Consider the following 15,775-nt stretch of genomic DNA (forward strand, 5'->3'; position numbering starts at 1 on the left):
GCTTACGCCGCTGCTCGGTTCAGGGCAAGAGGACGATCTTGCCGACATGATCCCCCGCCTCCATTCGGGCGTGCGCCGCGGCCGCTTCGGCGAGAGGAAAGCATTGGTCCATCACCGGGCGAAGCTGGCCGCTTTCAACGAAGCTCCAGACGTTACGCTTCAGCTCGTCAGCGACCGCGCTCTTGAAGGCGATGCTGCGCGGGCGGAGCGTTGAGCCGGTGAGAGTCAGTCTGTAACGCATCACGTCGACGATATTGAGTTCGGCTCGCGGCCCTCCCTGGGTGGCGATCGAAACGTGCCGGCCCTCTTCGCCGAGGCAGCGCAGGTTGCGCGGCAGATAGTCGCCGCCGACCATATCGAGCACCACCGACACGCCGCGTCCGCCGGTCAGCCTGTCCACCTCCACTTCGAAATCCTGCTCCCGATAGTTGATCGTAGCAGCCGCTCCGATCTCCTTGGCGCGACGACATTTCTCTTCGGTGCCGCAGGTCACGATCACCTTCAGCCCGAACAGCCGCCCGAGCGTGATCGCCATGGTCCCGATCCCGCTGGTCCCGCCATGGACGAGGACCCACTCGCCCTCCGTCGCAAACCCGCGCTCGAACAGGTTGACCCACACGGTGAACAAGGTTTCCGGCAGCGCCGCCGCTTCTTCCATGGCGAGCGCCTCCGGCACCGTCAGGCAGGTTCCGACCGGGGCCACGCAATATTGGGCATAGCCGCCGCCTGCGACGAGCGCGCAGACCGGCTGCCCAATCCAATGGCTTGCGCCGCGGCCGGCGTCGACCACAGTTCCCGCGATTTCCAAGCCGGGAATGTCAGGGGCGCCCGGTGGCGGCGGGTAGAAGCCGCGCCGCTGCAGCACGTCCGGCCGGTTCACCCCCGCCGCCGCGACCTTAACCAGCAGTTCGTCCGGACCCGGGCGCGGCACAGGACGCTCCACGGTGCGCAGCGCCTCAGGCCCGCCGGGCTGATCCACGCCGACCGCCGTCATCGTTTCCGGCAGGTCCATCTTTATCTCCTGGCAAGCGAACGATTGGAACCCACTGCGTCAGCTTGCCTTCAAGCGAAAGGGGAAAGATGCGTCTCCTCGTCCTTGCTGCTCAGGATATCGGCGGCGGCACGCGCTCCGGCCGCAGCAGACATTGTTGGCAATATCGTCAGCCGTAGGCAGCTAGCTGTGCTCTCCCGGCTACGTTCCGGTGGTTCGCGGCGTCCGCCTGCCGCAACGCTGTTGACAGCATCGCGGCGAGGTCCGACGGTTCGGTCGATGGACCTCGACGATCTCTTTCCGTCAAAGCCGGACGATCCGCTGGTTCTGCTGGCCCGGCAGGACCTCGATCCGATGTCGGGAGAAGAGCTGGAAGCGCGCATCGAAGCGCTGACGGCGGAGATCGCGCGGGTGCAGGCCCATATGGCGCAGGCGGCGCAGCACCGCTCCGCAGCCGATGCGCTGTTCAAGCGATAGGCCTCGTCCCCGGACGCCAGGCAGGCCCTTGCGCGGGCCTCGACCGCCTACGACATTAGCCACAAGTCCGGAGGGTCTTTTGCCTTCCAGCGCAGGAGCCAGTGATGCCGAGTTTTGCTCGCGAACTTGAAGAAACCCTCCACAAGGCCTTGGGCCAGGCGACGCAGCGGCGTCACGAATATGCGACCCTCGAACATCTGCTGATGGCGCTGGTCGACGATGCCCATGCGTCCAAGGTGATGATTGCCTGCGGCGTCAATCGCGACGAGCTCAAGGCGACAGTGAAGCAATATCTCGACGGGGAGCTTGGCGCCCTGGTCGCGGACAGCGGCACCGATCCGACCCCCACCAGCGGCTTCCAGCGCGTGGTCCAGCGCGCCATCCTCCACGTCCAGTCCTCAGGCCGCGATGAGGTGACCGGCGCCAACGTGCTCGTCGCGCTATTCTCCGAGCGGGAGAGCTACGCGGTCTATTTCCTGCAGCAGCAGGACATGAGCAGGCTGGATGCCGTGACCTACATCAGCCATGGCGTCGGCAAGGGCGAAGCGGCCGAAGCACAGCAGCAACAGCCCCCTCAAGGCACGGAAGAGAAAGCGGAGCAGAAGGGCGACAAGAAGGAGTCCGCGCTCAAGCAGTTCACCGTCGACCTCAACGAAAAGGCCAAGCTCGGCAAGGTCGATCCGCTGATCGGGCGGATGGCCGAGGTCGACCGCACGGTGCAGATCCTCTGCCGCAGGTCGAAGAACAACCCGCTCTACGTAGGCGATCCGGGGGTCGGGAAGACTGCCATCGCCGAAGGTCTGGCCCGCAAGATCATCGAGGGCGACGTGCCCGAGGTGCTCAAGCCCGCGGTGATCTACGCGCTCGACATGGGCGCGCTGCTTGCCGGCACGCGCTATCGCGGCGACTTTGAGGAGCGGCTGAAAAGCGTCGTGTCCGAACTGGAGAAGCTGCCCGACGCCATCCTGTTCATCGACGAGATCCACACGGTCATCGGCGCTGGGGCCACCAGCGGCGGGGCGATGGACGCGTCCAACCTCTTGAAGCCGGCCCTGTCGAGCGGAGCGATCCGCTGCATCGGCTCGACCACTTACAAGGAGTTCCGCAACCACTTCGAAAAGGACCGGGCGCTGCTCCGGCGCTTCCAGAAGATCGACGTCAACGAGCCGACGGTCGAGGATACGATCAAGATCATTGCCGGTCTGCGCTCCTCGTTCGAGGGTCACCACGGCGTCCGCTACACGCCCGACGCGATCAAGTCGGCGGTGGAGCTGTCGGCGCGCTACATCCATGACCGCAAGCTGCCGGACAAGGCGATCGACGTGATCGACGAGGTCGGCGCGATGCAGATGCTGGTGCCGCCGTCAAAGCGGAAGAAGGTGATCACCCCCAAGGAGATCGAGCAGGTCGTCGCGACCATGGCCCGCATTCCTCCGAAGAGCGTCAGCTCCGATGACAAGAGGGTGCTGGAGAACCTCGAGACCGACCTCAAGCGGGTGGTGTTCGGGCAGGACCTCGCGATCGAGAAGCTCGCATCGGCAATCAAGCTGAGCCGGGCCGGTCTTCGCGACCCGGACAAGCCGATCGGCAACTATCTCTTCTCTGGCCCGACCGGTGTCGGCAAGACCGAGGTCGCCCGCCAGCTTGCCACCATCATGGGCATCCCGCTGCAGCGGTTCGACATGTCGGAATATATGGAGCGCCACTCGGTCAGCCGGCTGATCGGCGCGCCTCCGGGTTATGTCGGCTACGACCAAGGCGGCCTGCTCACCGACGCGGTCGACCAGCAGCCGCATAGCGTGCTCCTGCTGGACGAAATTGAGAAGGCGCATCCCGACCTGTTCAACATCCTCCTGCAGGTGATGGACAACGGCAAGCTGACTGATCACCACGGCAAGACGGTCGATTTCCGCAACACCATCCTGATCATGACGACCAACGCCGGGGCGTCGGACATGGCGCGCGAAAGCATCGGCTTTGGCGCGATGAGCCGCGAGGACGTGCAGGAAGACGCGATCAAGAAGATGTTCACGCCCGAATTCCGGAACCGCCTCGATGCGGTGGTGCCGTTCGGCTACCTCCCACCGGCGGTGGTCGCGCGAGTCGTGGACAAGTTCATCCTCCAGCTGGAAATGCAGCTGGCGGACCGCGGCGTCCACATCGACCTCGACGAGGAAGCGCGCGACTGGCTCACCACCCGCGGCTACGACAAATTGTACGGCGCTCGCCCGATGGGCCGGCTGGTGCAGGAAAAGATCAAGCAGCCGCTGGCCGAGGAGCTTCTGTTCGGCAAGCTCGTCCACGGTGGTGAGGTCAAGGTCCGGATCAAGGACAACACGCCCGTGTTCGAGATCACGCCCTCGCCGCCCAAGGCGGTCAAGCCGAAGAGCAAGGGCAGGCGCGGGGCCACGAGCGAGCCGCCGCCGGCCGCGGAATAGTCGCGTTCGTCAGTGCGGGGCAGCCTCGCGCCTCACACTGACGACGCGTCGCTTCACGCCGCCTACCGTTCGCCGTCCAGCACCGCACGCACCTTACGGGCCAGGTCGCTGATGGTGAACGGCTTGGTGATCAGCTCGCCCGCCCCGAGGCCGGCACTCTTCAGCATCGCGCCCGGCGCGTAGCCGGTCGTGAACAGCAGCTTCATGTGAGGCCAGCGGGCGCGCACCTCCCGCGCCAGCTCCGCCCCGTCCAGTTCGGGCATGACGAGGTCGGTGAACACCAGCCGGATACCCGGGTTGGCCTGGAGCTCGCGCAGGGCCGCCGCCCCGTCGGCGGCATGGACCACGGTGTAGCCGAGGTCCCGCAGCGCCGACACGCTCATCAGCCGGACGTCCTCCTCATCCTCGACCGCAAGGATCAGCTCGTCCGCACGCCCACGCGGCAGCGGCGTGTTGTCGGCCGCCGCCGCCGGCTCCTCCACGGACAGCTCACCGGCGTGACGCGGCAAGTAGAGGCGCACGGTGGTACCGCGGCCCTGCTCCGAGTAGAGCGCAAGGTGCCCGCCCGACTGCTTCACGAAGCCGAACACCTGACTGAGTCCCAAGCCGGTGCCCCGCCCCACGCCCTTGGTCGTGAAGAACGGCTCCAGCGCCTTTGCCTGGACTTCGGCGCTCATTCCCTCGCCCGTGTCGCTGACAGCGATCATCACGAACGGCCCGGCACGCGCACCGGGATGGCTGCCGGCGTAAACCTCGTCGAGCTCGCAATTACCGGTCTCGATCGACAGTGTCCCGCCGCTCGGCATTGCATCGCGGGCGTTCACCGCAAGGTTGAGGATGGCACTCTGCACCTGCGCCGGGTCTGCAAACACCGGCCAGGGGTCCGCTGCCAGTGAGGTCTGCAGTCGCGCCGTACCGCCAAGCGTCCGGCGGAGCAGCTCGGACATGTCGGCGACCAGCACGTTCACATCGACCACGTCCGGCATCAACGTCTGCCGCCGCGAAAAAGCCAGCAATCGCTGGGTCAGCTCGGCAGCCTTGGTCGCGCCCTTCAGCGCCTGGTCGATCAGCTGTTTCAACCGTGAGACGTCGTCCGTGTGGCGGGCGAAATCCAGGCTTCCGATCACCACGGCCAGCATGTTGTTGAAGTCGTGGGCCAGGCCGCCGGTCAGCTGTCCGACGACCTCCATCTTCTGCGCCTGATGGAGCTGCGCCTCCGCCTTGCTGCGGGCCTCGCTCTCCTCCAGCAGGCGGGTGTTCGCAGCCTGCAGCTCCGCCGTACGCAAGGCGACCTGGCGAGTCGTGCGCTCCACGCTGCGCTGCTGTTGGTCCACCAACCCCGCGAACAACACGCTGATCAGCGATCCCAAAACCCAAACGATCAACGGCAATGCAAGGGGTGAGCTCCGCTCAAACGCAGCGGTCGAGGCAACGTCGATGGTAAGAGTGGTTCCGCCAACGGCGATCGCCTGACGTGACGAGTGGCGCGGCTGCTCGTTGCCGGCCGAGCTGGTGAACAGCAAGGAGGCTTCGGCAGGCGACCCAAGATAGACGCGGATTCGCGCTCCCGCGAACTCAGGCTTGGCGAACAGGGAGCCGAACAGGTCGTGGCCGCGAAGAGGGCTGTAAACCCATCCCCGAAACTCGCCCGGGCCGCCCTGAACCGGCACATAGAGCAAGAAACCTGGCTGCTTCTCCGGCTCGATCTCCTGCACCAGACGAACCACGCCCGAGAGTGCGGGCTGCCCGGTGTTCAGGGCTCGGAGCATAGCCGTTCGGCGAGTCGGCTCAGACAGCATGTCGACGCCGATTGCGGCCCGGTTCCGGGGGCTCAACGGAGCGAGGTACCGGATGGACGAGGCCATGCGCCCTTGCGCCTCGTGGTGACCTTCAACCGGCCTGCCCCGCACCCCCACCTGTGCGAACCCGATGCCGAGGATGCCGGGATAGTTCAGGCCCAGGTCCAGGTTGCGGACGTAAGCGTTGAACTCCGGCGTGTTCACCTCGCCCGATGCCGCGAACAATCCTCGCGTACCCCGCAGCAACGCAAGCTGCATATCCAATTTGTTCGCTATCGCGGTTTGCACGGACGCAGCCAGGCCCTCGAAACGCGCCAGCGAGCGCCGCTCTTCGGTCCGCGACAGCTGCCACGCTGCAAGCAGCGACGCGAGCAAGCCCACGACCAGCACGAGTCCGGGAAGAAGAGTCCGTCGGAGAGACAACATCCAGCTAGCGGGGTGCCCGGCGGCGAATGCATTCACCAGTCACGCGCCTTTCCCCCTACCACTCGGTTCTTCGCCGGATTGCGCGGCTCACTTGGCAGTGTGGAAAAGCGCAGTCAATTGCGTGACTTGCGTGACCGACAAAGCACAGCTGACCGCTTGCAATATACCTTTCGGGGCTTACCAATGCGCACGCTTGTCGGGGTGCCCGGGTCGGGCGAGTGGGGTTTTCGTTTGATACAGTCGCAACGTTTTCGCGTCTTTTCCTTGGCTTCGCTCGTCCTGCCGCTGATCGCGCTCACCAGCGCCGTTCCCGCCGCAGCGCAGATGGCGCCCTCCGTTCTGGAAGAAATCAAGCTGGTCACCGCCGACGAGCAGCAGGCTGCCTTCATCCTTCGCTTCTCCCCGCGCGAACCGCAACATTCGGCCCTGAACAACAACCCGACCCAGCCCGAAGTGCTGATGCGCGCCACCTTGCGCGCGCCGCGTATTCCGGAGCGCGCCCGCCAGCGCGGCATCGTCCGCTCGACCTCGTTCGCGACGACGGACAGCGGCCTCGCCTTGCGTTTCGAAACGGCGCAGCCCGCCCGGGTCAAGACCGAACCTGCCGGCGACCGCTCGATCCAGGTTACGATCACCCGCGTCAGCGATGCCGAGGCGACCGGCGTCCGGCCCATCGGGTCCACTGCGGAAGAGGTAGTGCCGGCGACCGACCTCCCCGCTTATGCTGACTACAACCCCGGCGACGCCTACGAACTGGTGTTCTTGCGCTACGCGGACGTCAGCGAGGTCATCGGCCTGCTGGTCAGCGGCACCACGATCCAGCCCAACAACATCTTCATCCGCCGGGAGCCCGGCTTCGGCTCCCCCGCGTCCAGCAGTCAGCCCAATTACGTCAGCGCCCAGAACCAGGCGCAGCAGGAAAATCTGCCACTCGGCCAATCGTTTCCCGGCACTGGCCTAGCGATCGATCGCCGCCTCAACGCCATCTGGGTCACGGGCGCGCCGGACTTCATCGCTCGCATCAAGCAGCAGATCGCGCTCATCGACGTGCCGGTGGATTCGGTAATCCTCGAAACGCAGTTTGTGGAGCTGACGGAAACGGGCGCGCGGAACATCGGGATCGATCTCAACAACGCCAATGGTCAGATTGCCGTCGGCACCCTGACGACCGGGGCCAACCTTCCGTTCGGGACCGATCCCAACAAGATCTTGCCATCGGGCTCGCTGCAGGCTGCCATCTATGCGCAGGTGCAACGGGGTGAAGGCCGAATCGTGTCACGCCCGCGGATCGCGGCGCAAAGCGGTTCCACCGCCAAGATCATCACCGGCGACGCCATCCCGATCCTGACCTCCATCACCCTGTCCGGCGTCAACGGCGTTTCGCAGCAGGTCCAGTACGTCAACGTCGGCGTCACCCTTCAGATCGCCCCGCGGGTGAGCTCAGACGGGTTCGTAACGTCGCAGATCTATGGCGTCGTATCCTCCGTAACCGGGACGTCGCAGGGCTATCCGACGATCAGCCAGCGGGAAGCTGAAACCTCCGCCTCCGTCCGCGACGGTGAGACGTTCGTAATCGGCGGACTGACCCAGGAGAATTCGCTCAGGAGCCGGTCCAAGATCCCGGTGCTCGGCGACATTCCGATCGCCGGCGAGCTGTTCAAGGTCCAGCGGGCGACCCGCACCAAGACCGAGCTCTACATCGTCATCACTCCGCACATCGTCCGGCATCGCCGGTTCGAGGCACCGCAATCCGCGTCGGGAGCGCCAGTCTCCCCACCACCCTCAGCTTATTCCGCGGGGGCGCAACCCACCGGCAACTAAGTCTATTCCCCTCTTCTCGAATGCTCCCGGACGCGGCTTCCACCGCGCCTTTTGCGTATGACGCAAAGTCTTAATAATTAACCGCAAATTATTGTAATCACTGGTTTTTTTGCTCTAGACAGGCCGCGAATCGCCGATAGTCTTCCTGTTGTTCGGTCGGCTCACAGCTGACTGATCGCTTAAAACGGGGAGTCATCTTGATGAAGAAGTTGCTTTTGTCCGCAGTTGCGGCCCTGCCGCTGCTCGCTGTCGCGCAGCCCGCTCAGGCGGAGCGTCCGGGCGAAAAGATCGCGGGCAGCTACATCTGCGTGTTCAAGGACGGTGCAGTGTCCCGCGGCAGCGCCCAGGCTGAGGCCAACCGTTCGGCCCAGGCCGCCGGCGCACAGCTCAAGCATGTCTACAGCGTCGCCCTCCGCGGTTTCGCCGTGAACGCGTCCGAACAGGGCGTCGAGAACATGAAGGCCAACAATCCAAACATCGCCTATTGCGAGCAGGATCAGGTCGTCACGACCGGCCAGTTCCAGCCCTTTGCGGGTGCGGGCGGCGGAGTCACCGTCCAGGCAGCGCAGGAGACTCCCTGGGGCATCGCCCGCGTCGGCGGCGGCGCAGCGGGCACCTTCGCAACCGCGTGGGTGATCGATACCGGCATCGATCTTACCCACCCCGACCTCAACGTCGACACCGCACGGAGCCGCAGCTTCATCCGTGACTCCTCGCCGATGGACCAGAACGGCCACGGCACGCACGTCGCCGGCACGATCGCGGCGATGGACAATGCGATCGGGGTGATCGGCGTTGCTCCTGGCGCCAAGGTCGTCTCCGTGCGCGTGCTTGATCGTCGCGGCAGCGGCAGCAACTCGGGCGTGATCGCCGGCGTCGACTATGTCGCGCAGAACGGCCGTCCCGGCGACGTTGCCAACATGAGCCTCGGCGGCGGGGTCAGCACCGCGCTGGATCAGGCGGTGGTCAATGCGGCGGCCGGCGGCGTCCGGTTCGCCCTCGCCGCGGGCAACGAGAGCGACCATGCCAACAACCACTCCCCAGCCCGCGCCAATGGACCGAACGTGTTCACCGTTTCCGCCTTCGCGGTCGGCGACAAGTGGGCGAGCTATTCGAACTATGGCAACCCGCCCATCGACTTCGCTGAGCCCGGCTCGGCCATCAAGTCGACGTGGCTGAACGGCGGCTACAACACGATCAGCGGCACTTCGATGGCGACGCCGCACCTCGCCGGGCTGCTGCTCGCCGGTGGACCGCGCCTCGGCGGCAACGTCGTCGGCGACCCGGACGGCAACCCCGATCCGATCGGCGTCAAGTAAGAGCCGCAAGGCTCCGGCTATCACGGCGACGATGGGGGGCGGCTTGCGCAAGCAGGCCGCCCTTCATCCGTTCGGGCCGGCCGAGCTTCATTCTGCTTGAGGCTAACTTGGCAGAACGCAATTAACTGTAACCTGGGGGACTCACTCGATGAGATTCGCGGTGACGTCATGGCGCCGGTGAGCCGCCCCTGATACGTCTCCCCTCGGGGTTCTTGGGGAGAACGGCGATGAAAGCGCTGCTGGTTCCATTCTTGATGTTGGCAGCCGTTGCTGCGGTCGCGGCCAGCGTGACCGGGCCGGCCTTCGCTGAAAAGCAGGCGCGCGCCGCAGCCAGCTCGGGCTAAGACCCGCCTCAGCCGCGCGGCGGTGCTTCAGCGCCGCTACCCAATATGGCGCAGGCGATCCGGTCGCCGCTGTTGCCACTCGGATCGGTCCGGTAGTCGTCCGCCTTCGCGTGGATCACGAGCGCCGCGCCATTCTCGTCCAGCACCGGTGTCAGCCCACCGCGGAGCGCTTCGGCAAGGTTGACCGTCGCTCCGCCAGATCCGGCCTGCCCGACGGTCAGGTTGTCCAGATCGCCGGCATGGGCTCCTTGCGGGTTGTTCTTTCCGTGCTTCTTTTGGCCCGGATTCCAATGCTCTCCGGCGCTCTCGAACTTGGGCCCCTCGCACTTGCCCACCGCATGGATATGCATGCCGTAGGTGCCCTGCGGCATTCCGGTGACGCTGGCGGTAACGATCGTAGCGCCGCCCTCTTCGCGCATTGAGGCGCTGCCGACCTGGCGGCCATCCGCGGTGCGCAAAGGAACCGACTGGATCTGACCGGCTCCGGTGGTGCTAGTCCCGAACGTCTCCGTGGCGCCGTTCACGGGCACGGCTTGTGCGTCGTTCTGGATATTGAGGACGTCGCGCGCCTCTTCCCGCTGGTTGCAGGCGGTTAGCGCCAAGGCGCTGGCGGCTAGACAAAGAACAGGGCGGATCATCGTTTCACCTCCGGATGCGCTGAATGCATCAAGGAGGTGAAACGACGGCCGTGACAAACGGTTCAGCGGAGGGCGACAATCGCGATCGCCTTGCCGCGGCGCTGGTAGACCAACTGCGGCCGGCCTGCACGTGCCTGCTCCCATAGGGCAGCCCGGCATTGCCGCGCCAGCCGCTTGCCAACGAGATCCACGTCGGAGGCGGCGCAGCTTTCCGCGATGCGGTCGCGCAGGGCCGCCGAGCGGGGCTCGGCCTGCACCGGAGTTGCGAGCACGAAGGCGCTCAGGGCGGACAAGCTCGTGAACAGCGACAGAATGGCCGCGGTGGTTCTTGGACGATGAATGGTCATGGTCGATCCCCTGGTCTCGAGTGGATGATCGACGCCGGCGTCTGAGCCATCAGCTACGCTTCCCGGCCAGGCCGCGAAAGCAACGATGTTGCGCGACCATTCTGCAATGATGCAGAATGCGCGGGGGCTCGAATGGGCGCAAAGGACCAGCGATGACCGACTGGAACGATTGGCGCTACTTTCTCGCGGTCGCCCGTACCGGCAGCACCCTTGCGGCCGGACGCGAACTGCGCGTCAGCCAGACCACGGTGGCTCGGCGGATCGCCGCGCTGGAGGAGGCGCTTGGCCTCACCTTGTTCGAGCGGCGGCAGGCTGGTTATGCGCTGACCGACGCAGGGGCTTCACTGGTCGCCTCCGCGCAAGCCCTGGCCGCGGCAGCCGAAGGTGCGGAACAGAAAGCCGGTTCGCTGGCCCGTGAGGCGAAAGGCACTGTGCGCCTCACGACCGACGACCTTCTAGCCGCAGGCCTTCTAGGGCCGATGCTCCGTGAGCTCCACGAGCTTCATCCGGAAATCCGCATCGAGCTGGACACCTCATTGGCCGTTCGCGACCTTGGAGCGGGTGAGGCCGACATTGCGATCCGCAGCATTGGCGAAGAGGTTGGAGGCGGCCTTGCTGGACGCCGCATTTGTAGCGACGAATGGACCGTCTACTGCAGTCGGGACTATGCGGCCGCACACGGCGCCCCCCGCACCCGCGAGGACCTGCGCAACCATGCCATCGTTGGCGGCGGAGGCGGCAATCTCTGGCGGGCCTATCGGCTCTGGCTGCAAGGCCTCGGGCTGGAAGAGCAGGTCGCCATGCACCACGATTCACCCGTGGGACTGCTCACGGGGGTGCGTTCCGGTTTCGGCATCTCCGTGCTGCCCTGCATTATCGCCGATGCCGACCCCGAGCTCATCCGCTGCTACCCGCCGCGAGCAGTGGAGGGCCGTAGCCTGTGGCTCCTGACCCATGAAAGAGTCCGCCACTTGCCTCCCGTGAGACTCGTGCTGGACTTTCTCTATGAGCGCCTCGGAGACCATGTCCGCCGATTGCAAACCGCCTCCACGGCCGCCTGACTACTCGACCGTGACGCTCTTCGCGAGGTTGCGCGGCTGGTCGACATCGGTGCCCTTCAGCACCGCGACATGGTAGGCGAGCAGCTGCACCGGGACTGCGTAGATTAACGGCGCGATCAGCGGGTGGACCTGCGGCATCTCGATCGTGGCCATGCAGCCCTCGCCCGCCGCCGCAATCCCGACGGCATCGCTGATCAGCACGATCTTGCCGCCGCGCGCGCGCACCTCCTGCATGTTGCTGACCGTCTTCTCGAACAACGGCCCTGAGGGAGCGAGCACGATCACCGGCACATCCTCGTCAATCAACGCGATCGGTCCGTGCTTCATTTCGCCCGCGGCATAGCCTTCGGCGTGGATGTAGCTGATTTCCTTGAGCTTCAGCGCGCCTTCCAGCGCCATGGGATAATCGGGCCCGCGGCCGAGATAGAGCACGTCGCGCGCCGGCACGATTAGGTGCGCCATGGCGGCGATATCCTCGTCATGGTCAAGCGCACGGGTCAAGGCTTCCGGCGCTTCCTGCAGATGCGCGACGATGTCTCGCTCCTCCTCCGCGCTCAGCCGGCCTTTGGCCCGGGCCAGGTTGGCGGCTAGCGATGCCAGCACTGCCAACTGGCAGGTGAACGCCTTGGTCGAGGCGACCCCGATCTCCGGCCCCGCCCGCGTCGGCAGAAGCAGGTCGGCCTCGCGCGCCATCGAGCTGGTCGGCACGTTCACGACGACCGCGATCGTCTGCTCCTGGCTTCGCGCATGGCGCAGCGCGGCCAGCGTGTCCGCGGTTTCGCCCGACTGCGAAATGAACAGCGCCAGCCCGCCCGGCTCCAGCACCGGGTCGCGGTAGCGGAACTCGCTTGCGACATCGATGTCGACCGGCACCCGGGCGAAGCGTTCGAACCAGTATTTGGCGACCAGCCCGGCATAGTAGCTGGTCCCGCAAGCAACGATGGTAACCCGGTCGACATCAGCGAAGTCGAAGTCGGCAGCCGGAATCGCCACCTCGCCCTCGTACGCGCGAACGTAGCTTTGCAAAGTCTGGGCGACGACGATCGGCTGCTCGAAAATCTCCTTGCGCATGAAGTGCGCGTGATTGCCCTTGGAGATCGTCTCCGCCGACGCACCGCTGTCCACCAGCTTGCGTTCCACCGACTCATTGTGGCGGTCGAAGATCTGCACCGCATCGCGACGAACGACGACCCAGTCACCCTCGTCCAGATAAGCGATACGCCGCGTCAGTGAGGCAAGTGCCAGCGCGTCCGAACCGAGGTAATTCTCACCCTCGCCGTAGCCGACCGTCAGCGGTGCGCCCATGCGCGCGCCGATCACCAGCTCGGGATGATCGCGGAACAGGAAGGCGATGGCGAACGCACCGTGCAGCCGGGGAAGAACCGCCGCCACCGCGTCCTCGGGCGACGCGCCGCCTTCGACTTCGCGAGCGACCAGGTGAGCCACGACCTCGCTGTCCGTTTCCGACCGGAACTCGCGGCCTTGCCCCAGCAGTTCGTCGCGCAGGGGCTTGAAGTTCTCGATGATCCCGTTGTGAACCAGCGCCACTGGGCCAACGATGTGCGGATGGGCGTTGCCCTCGGTCGGTGCGCCGTGGGTCGCCCACCGCGTATGAGCGATGCCGATGGTTCCTTCCGGCCGGTCCTCTGCGAGTTTCGCGCCAAGGTTCTCCAGCTTGCCTTCCGCCCGCTGCCGCTCGAACGCACCCTCATGCACCGTGCAGATTCCCGCCGAGTCATAACCGCGGTATTCGAGCCGCTTGAGCCCCTCGAACAACCGCTCGGCAACCGCGTCCTTGCCGATGATCGCGACGATCCCGCACATCTACTTAGCTTTCTTGGCTTGCTGGCGTTCGCGGAAGCGGGTGGCCCAGCCGCCCAGGCTCTTCTGCTCGGCCCGGGTCACGCCTAGCGCTTCCCCGGCCACGTCGCGGGTGATGACCGAGCCCGCAGCGACGATTGCGCCGGCGCCGATTGCCACCGGGGCGACGAGCGCGCTGTTGGAGCCGATAAAGGCCCCCGCCCCGATCTGCGTGCGATATTTGAAGAAGCCGTCATAGTTGCACGTGATGGTGCCCGCGCCGATGTTCGCCTTCTCGCCGACATCCGCATCGCCGATGTAGCTTAGGTGATTGACCTTGGCGCCCGCGCCAAGCCGAGCCTTCTTGACCTCGACAAAGTTGCCGACCTTGGACCCCGCCGCAAGCTCCGCTCCCGGCCGCAGCCGGGCAAATGGGCCGACCTCTGCGTCTTCACCGATGCTTGCGCCTTCGAGATGGGAAAAGGCATTGATGGCCGCGCCGTTGCCGACCGACACGCCGGGCCCGAATACCACGTGCGGCTCGACCGTGACGTCACGACCAAGCTGCGTATCGTAGCTGAACCAGACGCTATCCGGATCGATCAAGGTCGCGCCTTCCTCCAGCGCCTGGATGCGGCGGCGGCTCTGCCAGTCATGTTCCAGCGCGGCGAGTTCCGCCCGGCTGTTGACCCCCGCCGTTTGCCACGGTTCCGTTTCGATCGCGACCGCATGGCGGCCTTCCTGGGCCGCTACCATCACGATGTCTGGCAGGTAATATTCACCGGCTGCGTTGGCGTTGCCGACCTTGCCAAGCCAGGCGAACAGGTCGCCGGAGCGGACCGCCATCATGCCGCTGTTGCACAGCCGAACGGCGCGCTCGGCCGGGTTGGCGTCCCGATATTCGACCATGCGCGCGATTCGGTCGCGATCGCCCAGGATCACCCGCCCATACGCGCCCGGTTCCGCCGGAGAGGATGCAAGCACCACGATCGCAGGCTGGTCCGGCTCCTCCAGGCGGGCGCGCATTGCTTCGAGGGTTTCCGCAGCGACGAACGGGGTGTCGCCGTAAAGGATGATCACCGTGCCGTCGAAGTCACCAAGCGCCGCCTGCGCCTGCTGGACGGCATGGCCGGTCCCCTTCTGCTCGTGCTGCACGGCAATTGTGGCGTCGTGCCCCTGCAGCGCCGCTTCGACCTGTTCGCGTCCCTTGCCGACCACCACGACCCGCCGGTCGGCGCCAAGCTGGTCCACCGTGTCGAGCAGGTGTTCCAGCATCGGCCGGCCGGCGATGGGATGGAGCACCTTGTGCGTGTCGGACCGCATTCGGGTGCCCTGGCCGGCGGCCAGGATCACAACGGAAAAGGGCATGGTTGGGGAACTCATCGCGGTGCCATGGCACGCCGGACCGGTCGTGGAAAGATCATGCGAAAAGGGGCGCCGCAGTGCTGCGACGCCCCTCCTCCAGCTCGTTCGGCTTACGACTTGTCGGAGTCGCCGCCGCCACTCCCGCTGCCTTCGCCACCGGAAGGCCGGCCGCGCCGGCCGCCGGTGGTGCCGCGACGAGCCGCCGTCGTGCTGCCCCGTGCGCCGGTTGAACGCGCCCGCGGGCTCTTGGCACGAGGGGTTGCGGTGGCCGCTCCTTCACTGCTCGCCGCCGCGCTGCGGCTGCGGGAGCCGCTCGCGCTCTTGGTGGCGGAGCTTGCGCGCTGGCTAGCGCTGCGCTTGGCGGTGCTGGTGCCCCGCTTGGCCGCACCCGATGCCGAGCCGCTGTCGGACGAGTTGCCAGACGAACGCGCCCGCGTCGCCCGGCCGGTGCTCGTGGTCTTGGCTCGGCTGCCCGCAGCGCGCGAGCCGCGGCTCTTCGCTCCCCCGCTTTCCTCGCCCGCCGCGAAGATCTCGCCGGACAACACCCGTTGCGCTGCATCGGCCACGGCATCGGCGATGATCGAGCCAAGCCGAGTCGCGCTGCTGACCATTGAACTGGTCGCCTTGCTGGCGGTGTCCGCGGCGTCCAATCCCGCGTCACGGATCTTCTTGCGCGCGGTCGGGCTGGCACTGATTGCCGCCGCCGCGGCCGCGAGGCCCGCGGCAAGCATTTCCTTGCTCAACGCCGCCTTGGTGATCTTGTCGAGCGTGTCGCTCATGTTGCCGCCCTGTCCGGATTCGCGGGTCTGCTCGCGCCGCCCGCCCGAACCGGCTTTGCTGCCGCTCGGCTGTTGCGGCGGATTGGCGTGCTGGTCGGTAAAGGAGGCGTTACCGCCCTGGTTGTTCGACTTGCCCGAACTTCTTCCTTTGGCCACTTGTCTGTCTCCCA

Annotated in this window: 12 protein-coding genes; 5 read left to right on the top strand and 7 right to left on the bottom strand. The window is 66.0% G+C overall.

Annotated features, from left to right (window positions below; all coding sequences use genetic code 11):
• Positions 1-19 precede the first annotated feature (19 nt).
• Positions 20-1,012, bottom strand: a complete 993-nt coding sequence (locus ACFQPG_RS10365; RefSeq protein ID WP_380812733.1) for an NAD(P)H-quinone oxidoreductase — start codon at positions 1,010-1,012, stop codon at positions 20-22.
• Positions 1,013-1,270: 258 nt separating this feature from the next.
• Here ACFQPG_RS10365 and ACFQPG_RS10370 point away from each other — a divergent pair, with 258 nt between their 5' ends.
• Together ACFQPG_RS10370 and clpA are read left to right on the top strand one after the other, a co-directional pair.
• On the top strand, positions 1,271-1,468 hold the full coding sequence (locus ACFQPG_RS10370) for a DUF1192 domain-containing protein (RefSeq protein ID WP_380812736.1): 198 nt from the start codon (positions 1,271-1,273) through the stop codon (positions 1,466-1,468).
• Between the two features lie 104 nt (positions 1,469-1,572).
• Positions 1,573-3,906, top strand: a complete 2,334-nt coding sequence (gene clpA, locus ACFQPG_RS10375) for an ATP-dependent Clp protease ATP-binding subunit ClpA (protein ID WP_380812738.1) — start codon at positions 1,573-1,575, stop codon at positions 3,904-3,906.
• A gap of 62 nt (positions 3,907-3,968) precedes the next feature.
• Here the strand turns inward: clpA and ACFQPG_RS10380 are convergent, their stop codons facing one another.
• Entirely contained in the window at positions 3,969-6,095 is a 2,127-nt protein-coding gene (locus ACFQPG_RS10380) for a CHASE domain-containing protein (RefSeq protein WP_380812741.1), read from the bottom strand.
• Between the two features lie 300 nt (positions 6,096-6,395).
• Between ACFQPG_RS10380 and ACFQPG_RS10385 the strand changes: the two genes are divergently transcribed.
• Positions 6,396-7,952: a type II secretion system protein GspD gene (locus tag ACFQPG_RS10385; RefSeq protein WP_380812744.1), complete on the top strand. Its 1,557-nt coding sequence runs from the start codon at positions 6,396-6,398 to the stop codon at positions 7,950-7,952.
• Positions 7,953-8,152: 200 nt separating this feature from the next.
• The gene (locus ACFQPG_RS10390) at positions 8,153-9,271 is read left to right on the top strand and encodes a S8 family serine peptidase (protein WP_380812746.1); all 1,119 of its coding nucleotides are present in this window, start codon (positions 8,153-8,155) and stop codon (positions 9,269-9,271) included.
• Positions 9,272-9,623: 352 nt separating this feature from the next.
• On the opposite strand, the gene ACFQPG_RS10395 is transcribed toward ACFQPG_RS10390, so the two are convergent.
• Positions 9,624-10,253, bottom strand: a complete 630-nt coding sequence (locus tag ACFQPG_RS10395; protein ID WP_380812749.1) for a superoxide dismutase family protein — start codon at positions 10,251-10,253, stop codon at positions 9,624-9,626.
• A 62-nt stretch (positions 10,254-10,315) separates the two neighbouring features.
• Positions 10,316-10,600 carry a hypothetical protein gene (locus ACFQPG_RS10400; RefSeq protein ID WP_380812752.1) on the bottom strand — a complete coding sequence of 95 codons (285 nt, stop codon included), beginning with the start codon at positions 10,598-10,600 and terminating at the stop codon, positions 10,316-10,318.
• Between the two features lie 152 nt (positions 10,601-10,752).
• Here ACFQPG_RS10400 and ACFQPG_RS10405 point away from each other — a divergent pair, with 152 nt between their 5' ends.
• The gene (locus ACFQPG_RS10405; RefSeq protein ID WP_380812754.1) at positions 10,753-11,661 is read left to right on the top strand and encodes a LysR family transcriptional regulator; all 909 of its coding nucleotides are present in this window, start codon (positions 10,753-10,755) and stop codon (positions 11,659-11,661) included.
• Here ACFQPG_RS10405 and glmS read toward each other — a convergent pair whose 3' ends face one another.
• The 3 genes from glmS to ACFQPG_RS10420 all read right to left on the bottom strand — a co-directional run bounded on the left by glmS (position 11,662) and on the right by ACFQPG_RS10420 (position 15,761).
• On the bottom strand, positions 11,662-13,485 hold the full coding sequence (glmS, locus tag ACFQPG_RS10410; protein WP_380812757.1) for a glutamine--fructose-6-phosphate transaminase (isomerizing): 1,824 nt from the start codon (positions 13,483-13,485) through the stop codon (positions 11,662-11,664).
• The gene (glmU, locus tag ACFQPG_RS10415) at positions 13,486-14,844 is read right to left on the bottom strand and encodes a bifunctional UDP-N-acetylglucosamine diphosphorylase/glucosamine-1-phosphate N-acetyltransferase GlmU (protein ID WP_380812760.1); all 1,359 of its coding nucleotides are present in this window, start codon (positions 14,842-14,844) and stop codon (positions 13,486-13,488) included.
• A gap of 92 nt (positions 14,845-14,936) precedes the next feature.
• Complete coding sequence (locus ACFQPG_RS10420) at positions 14,937-15,761, bottom strand: hypothetical protein (RefSeq protein WP_380812762.1); 825 nt, start codon at positions 15,759-15,761, stop codon at positions 14,937-14,939.
• Positions 15,762-15,775: the final 14 nt, after the last annotated feature.

The organism is Sphingomonas sp. GCM10030256 (genome assembly GCF_042666415.1).
Lineage (GTDB): Bacteria > Pseudomonadota > Alphaproteobacteria > Sphingomonadales > Sphingomonadaceae > Sphingomicrobium.

Coding starts and splice junctions, on each gene's coding strand:
- ACFQPG_RS10365 (WP_380812733.1), bottom strand. CDS start 1,012: ATGGACCTGCCGGAAACGATGACGGCGGTCGGCGTGGATCAGCCCGGC.
- ACFQPG_RS10370 (WP_380812736.1), top strand. CDS start 1,271: ATGGACCTCGACGATCTCTTTCCGTCAAAGCCGGACGATCCGCTGGTT.
- clpA (WP_380812738.1), top strand. CDS start 1,573: ATGCCGAGTTTTGCTCGCGAACTTGAAGAAACCCTCCACAAGGCCTTG.
- ACFQPG_RS10390 (WP_380812746.1), top strand. CDS start 8,153: ATGAAGAAGTTGCTTTTGTCCGCAGTTGCGGCCCTGCCGCTGCTCGCT.
- ACFQPG_RS10395 (WP_380812749.1), bottom strand. CDS start 10,253: ATGATCCGCCCTGTTCTTTGTCTAGCCGCCAGCGCCTTGGCGCTAACC.
- ACFQPG_RS10400 (WP_380812752.1), bottom strand. CDS start 10,600: ATGACCATTCATCGTCCAAGAACCACCGCGGCCATTCTGTCGCTGTTC.
- ACFQPG_RS10405 (WP_380812754.1), top strand. CDS start 10,753: ATGACCGACTGGAACGATTGGCGCTACTTTCTCGCGGTCGCCCGTACC.
- glmS (WP_380812757.1), bottom strand. CDS start 13,485: ATGTGCGGGATCGTCGCGATCATCGGCAAGGACGCGGTTGCCGAGCGG.
- glmU (WP_380812760.1), bottom strand. CDS start 14,844: ATGAGTTCCCCAACCATGCCCTTTTCCGTTGTGATCCTGGCCGCCGGC.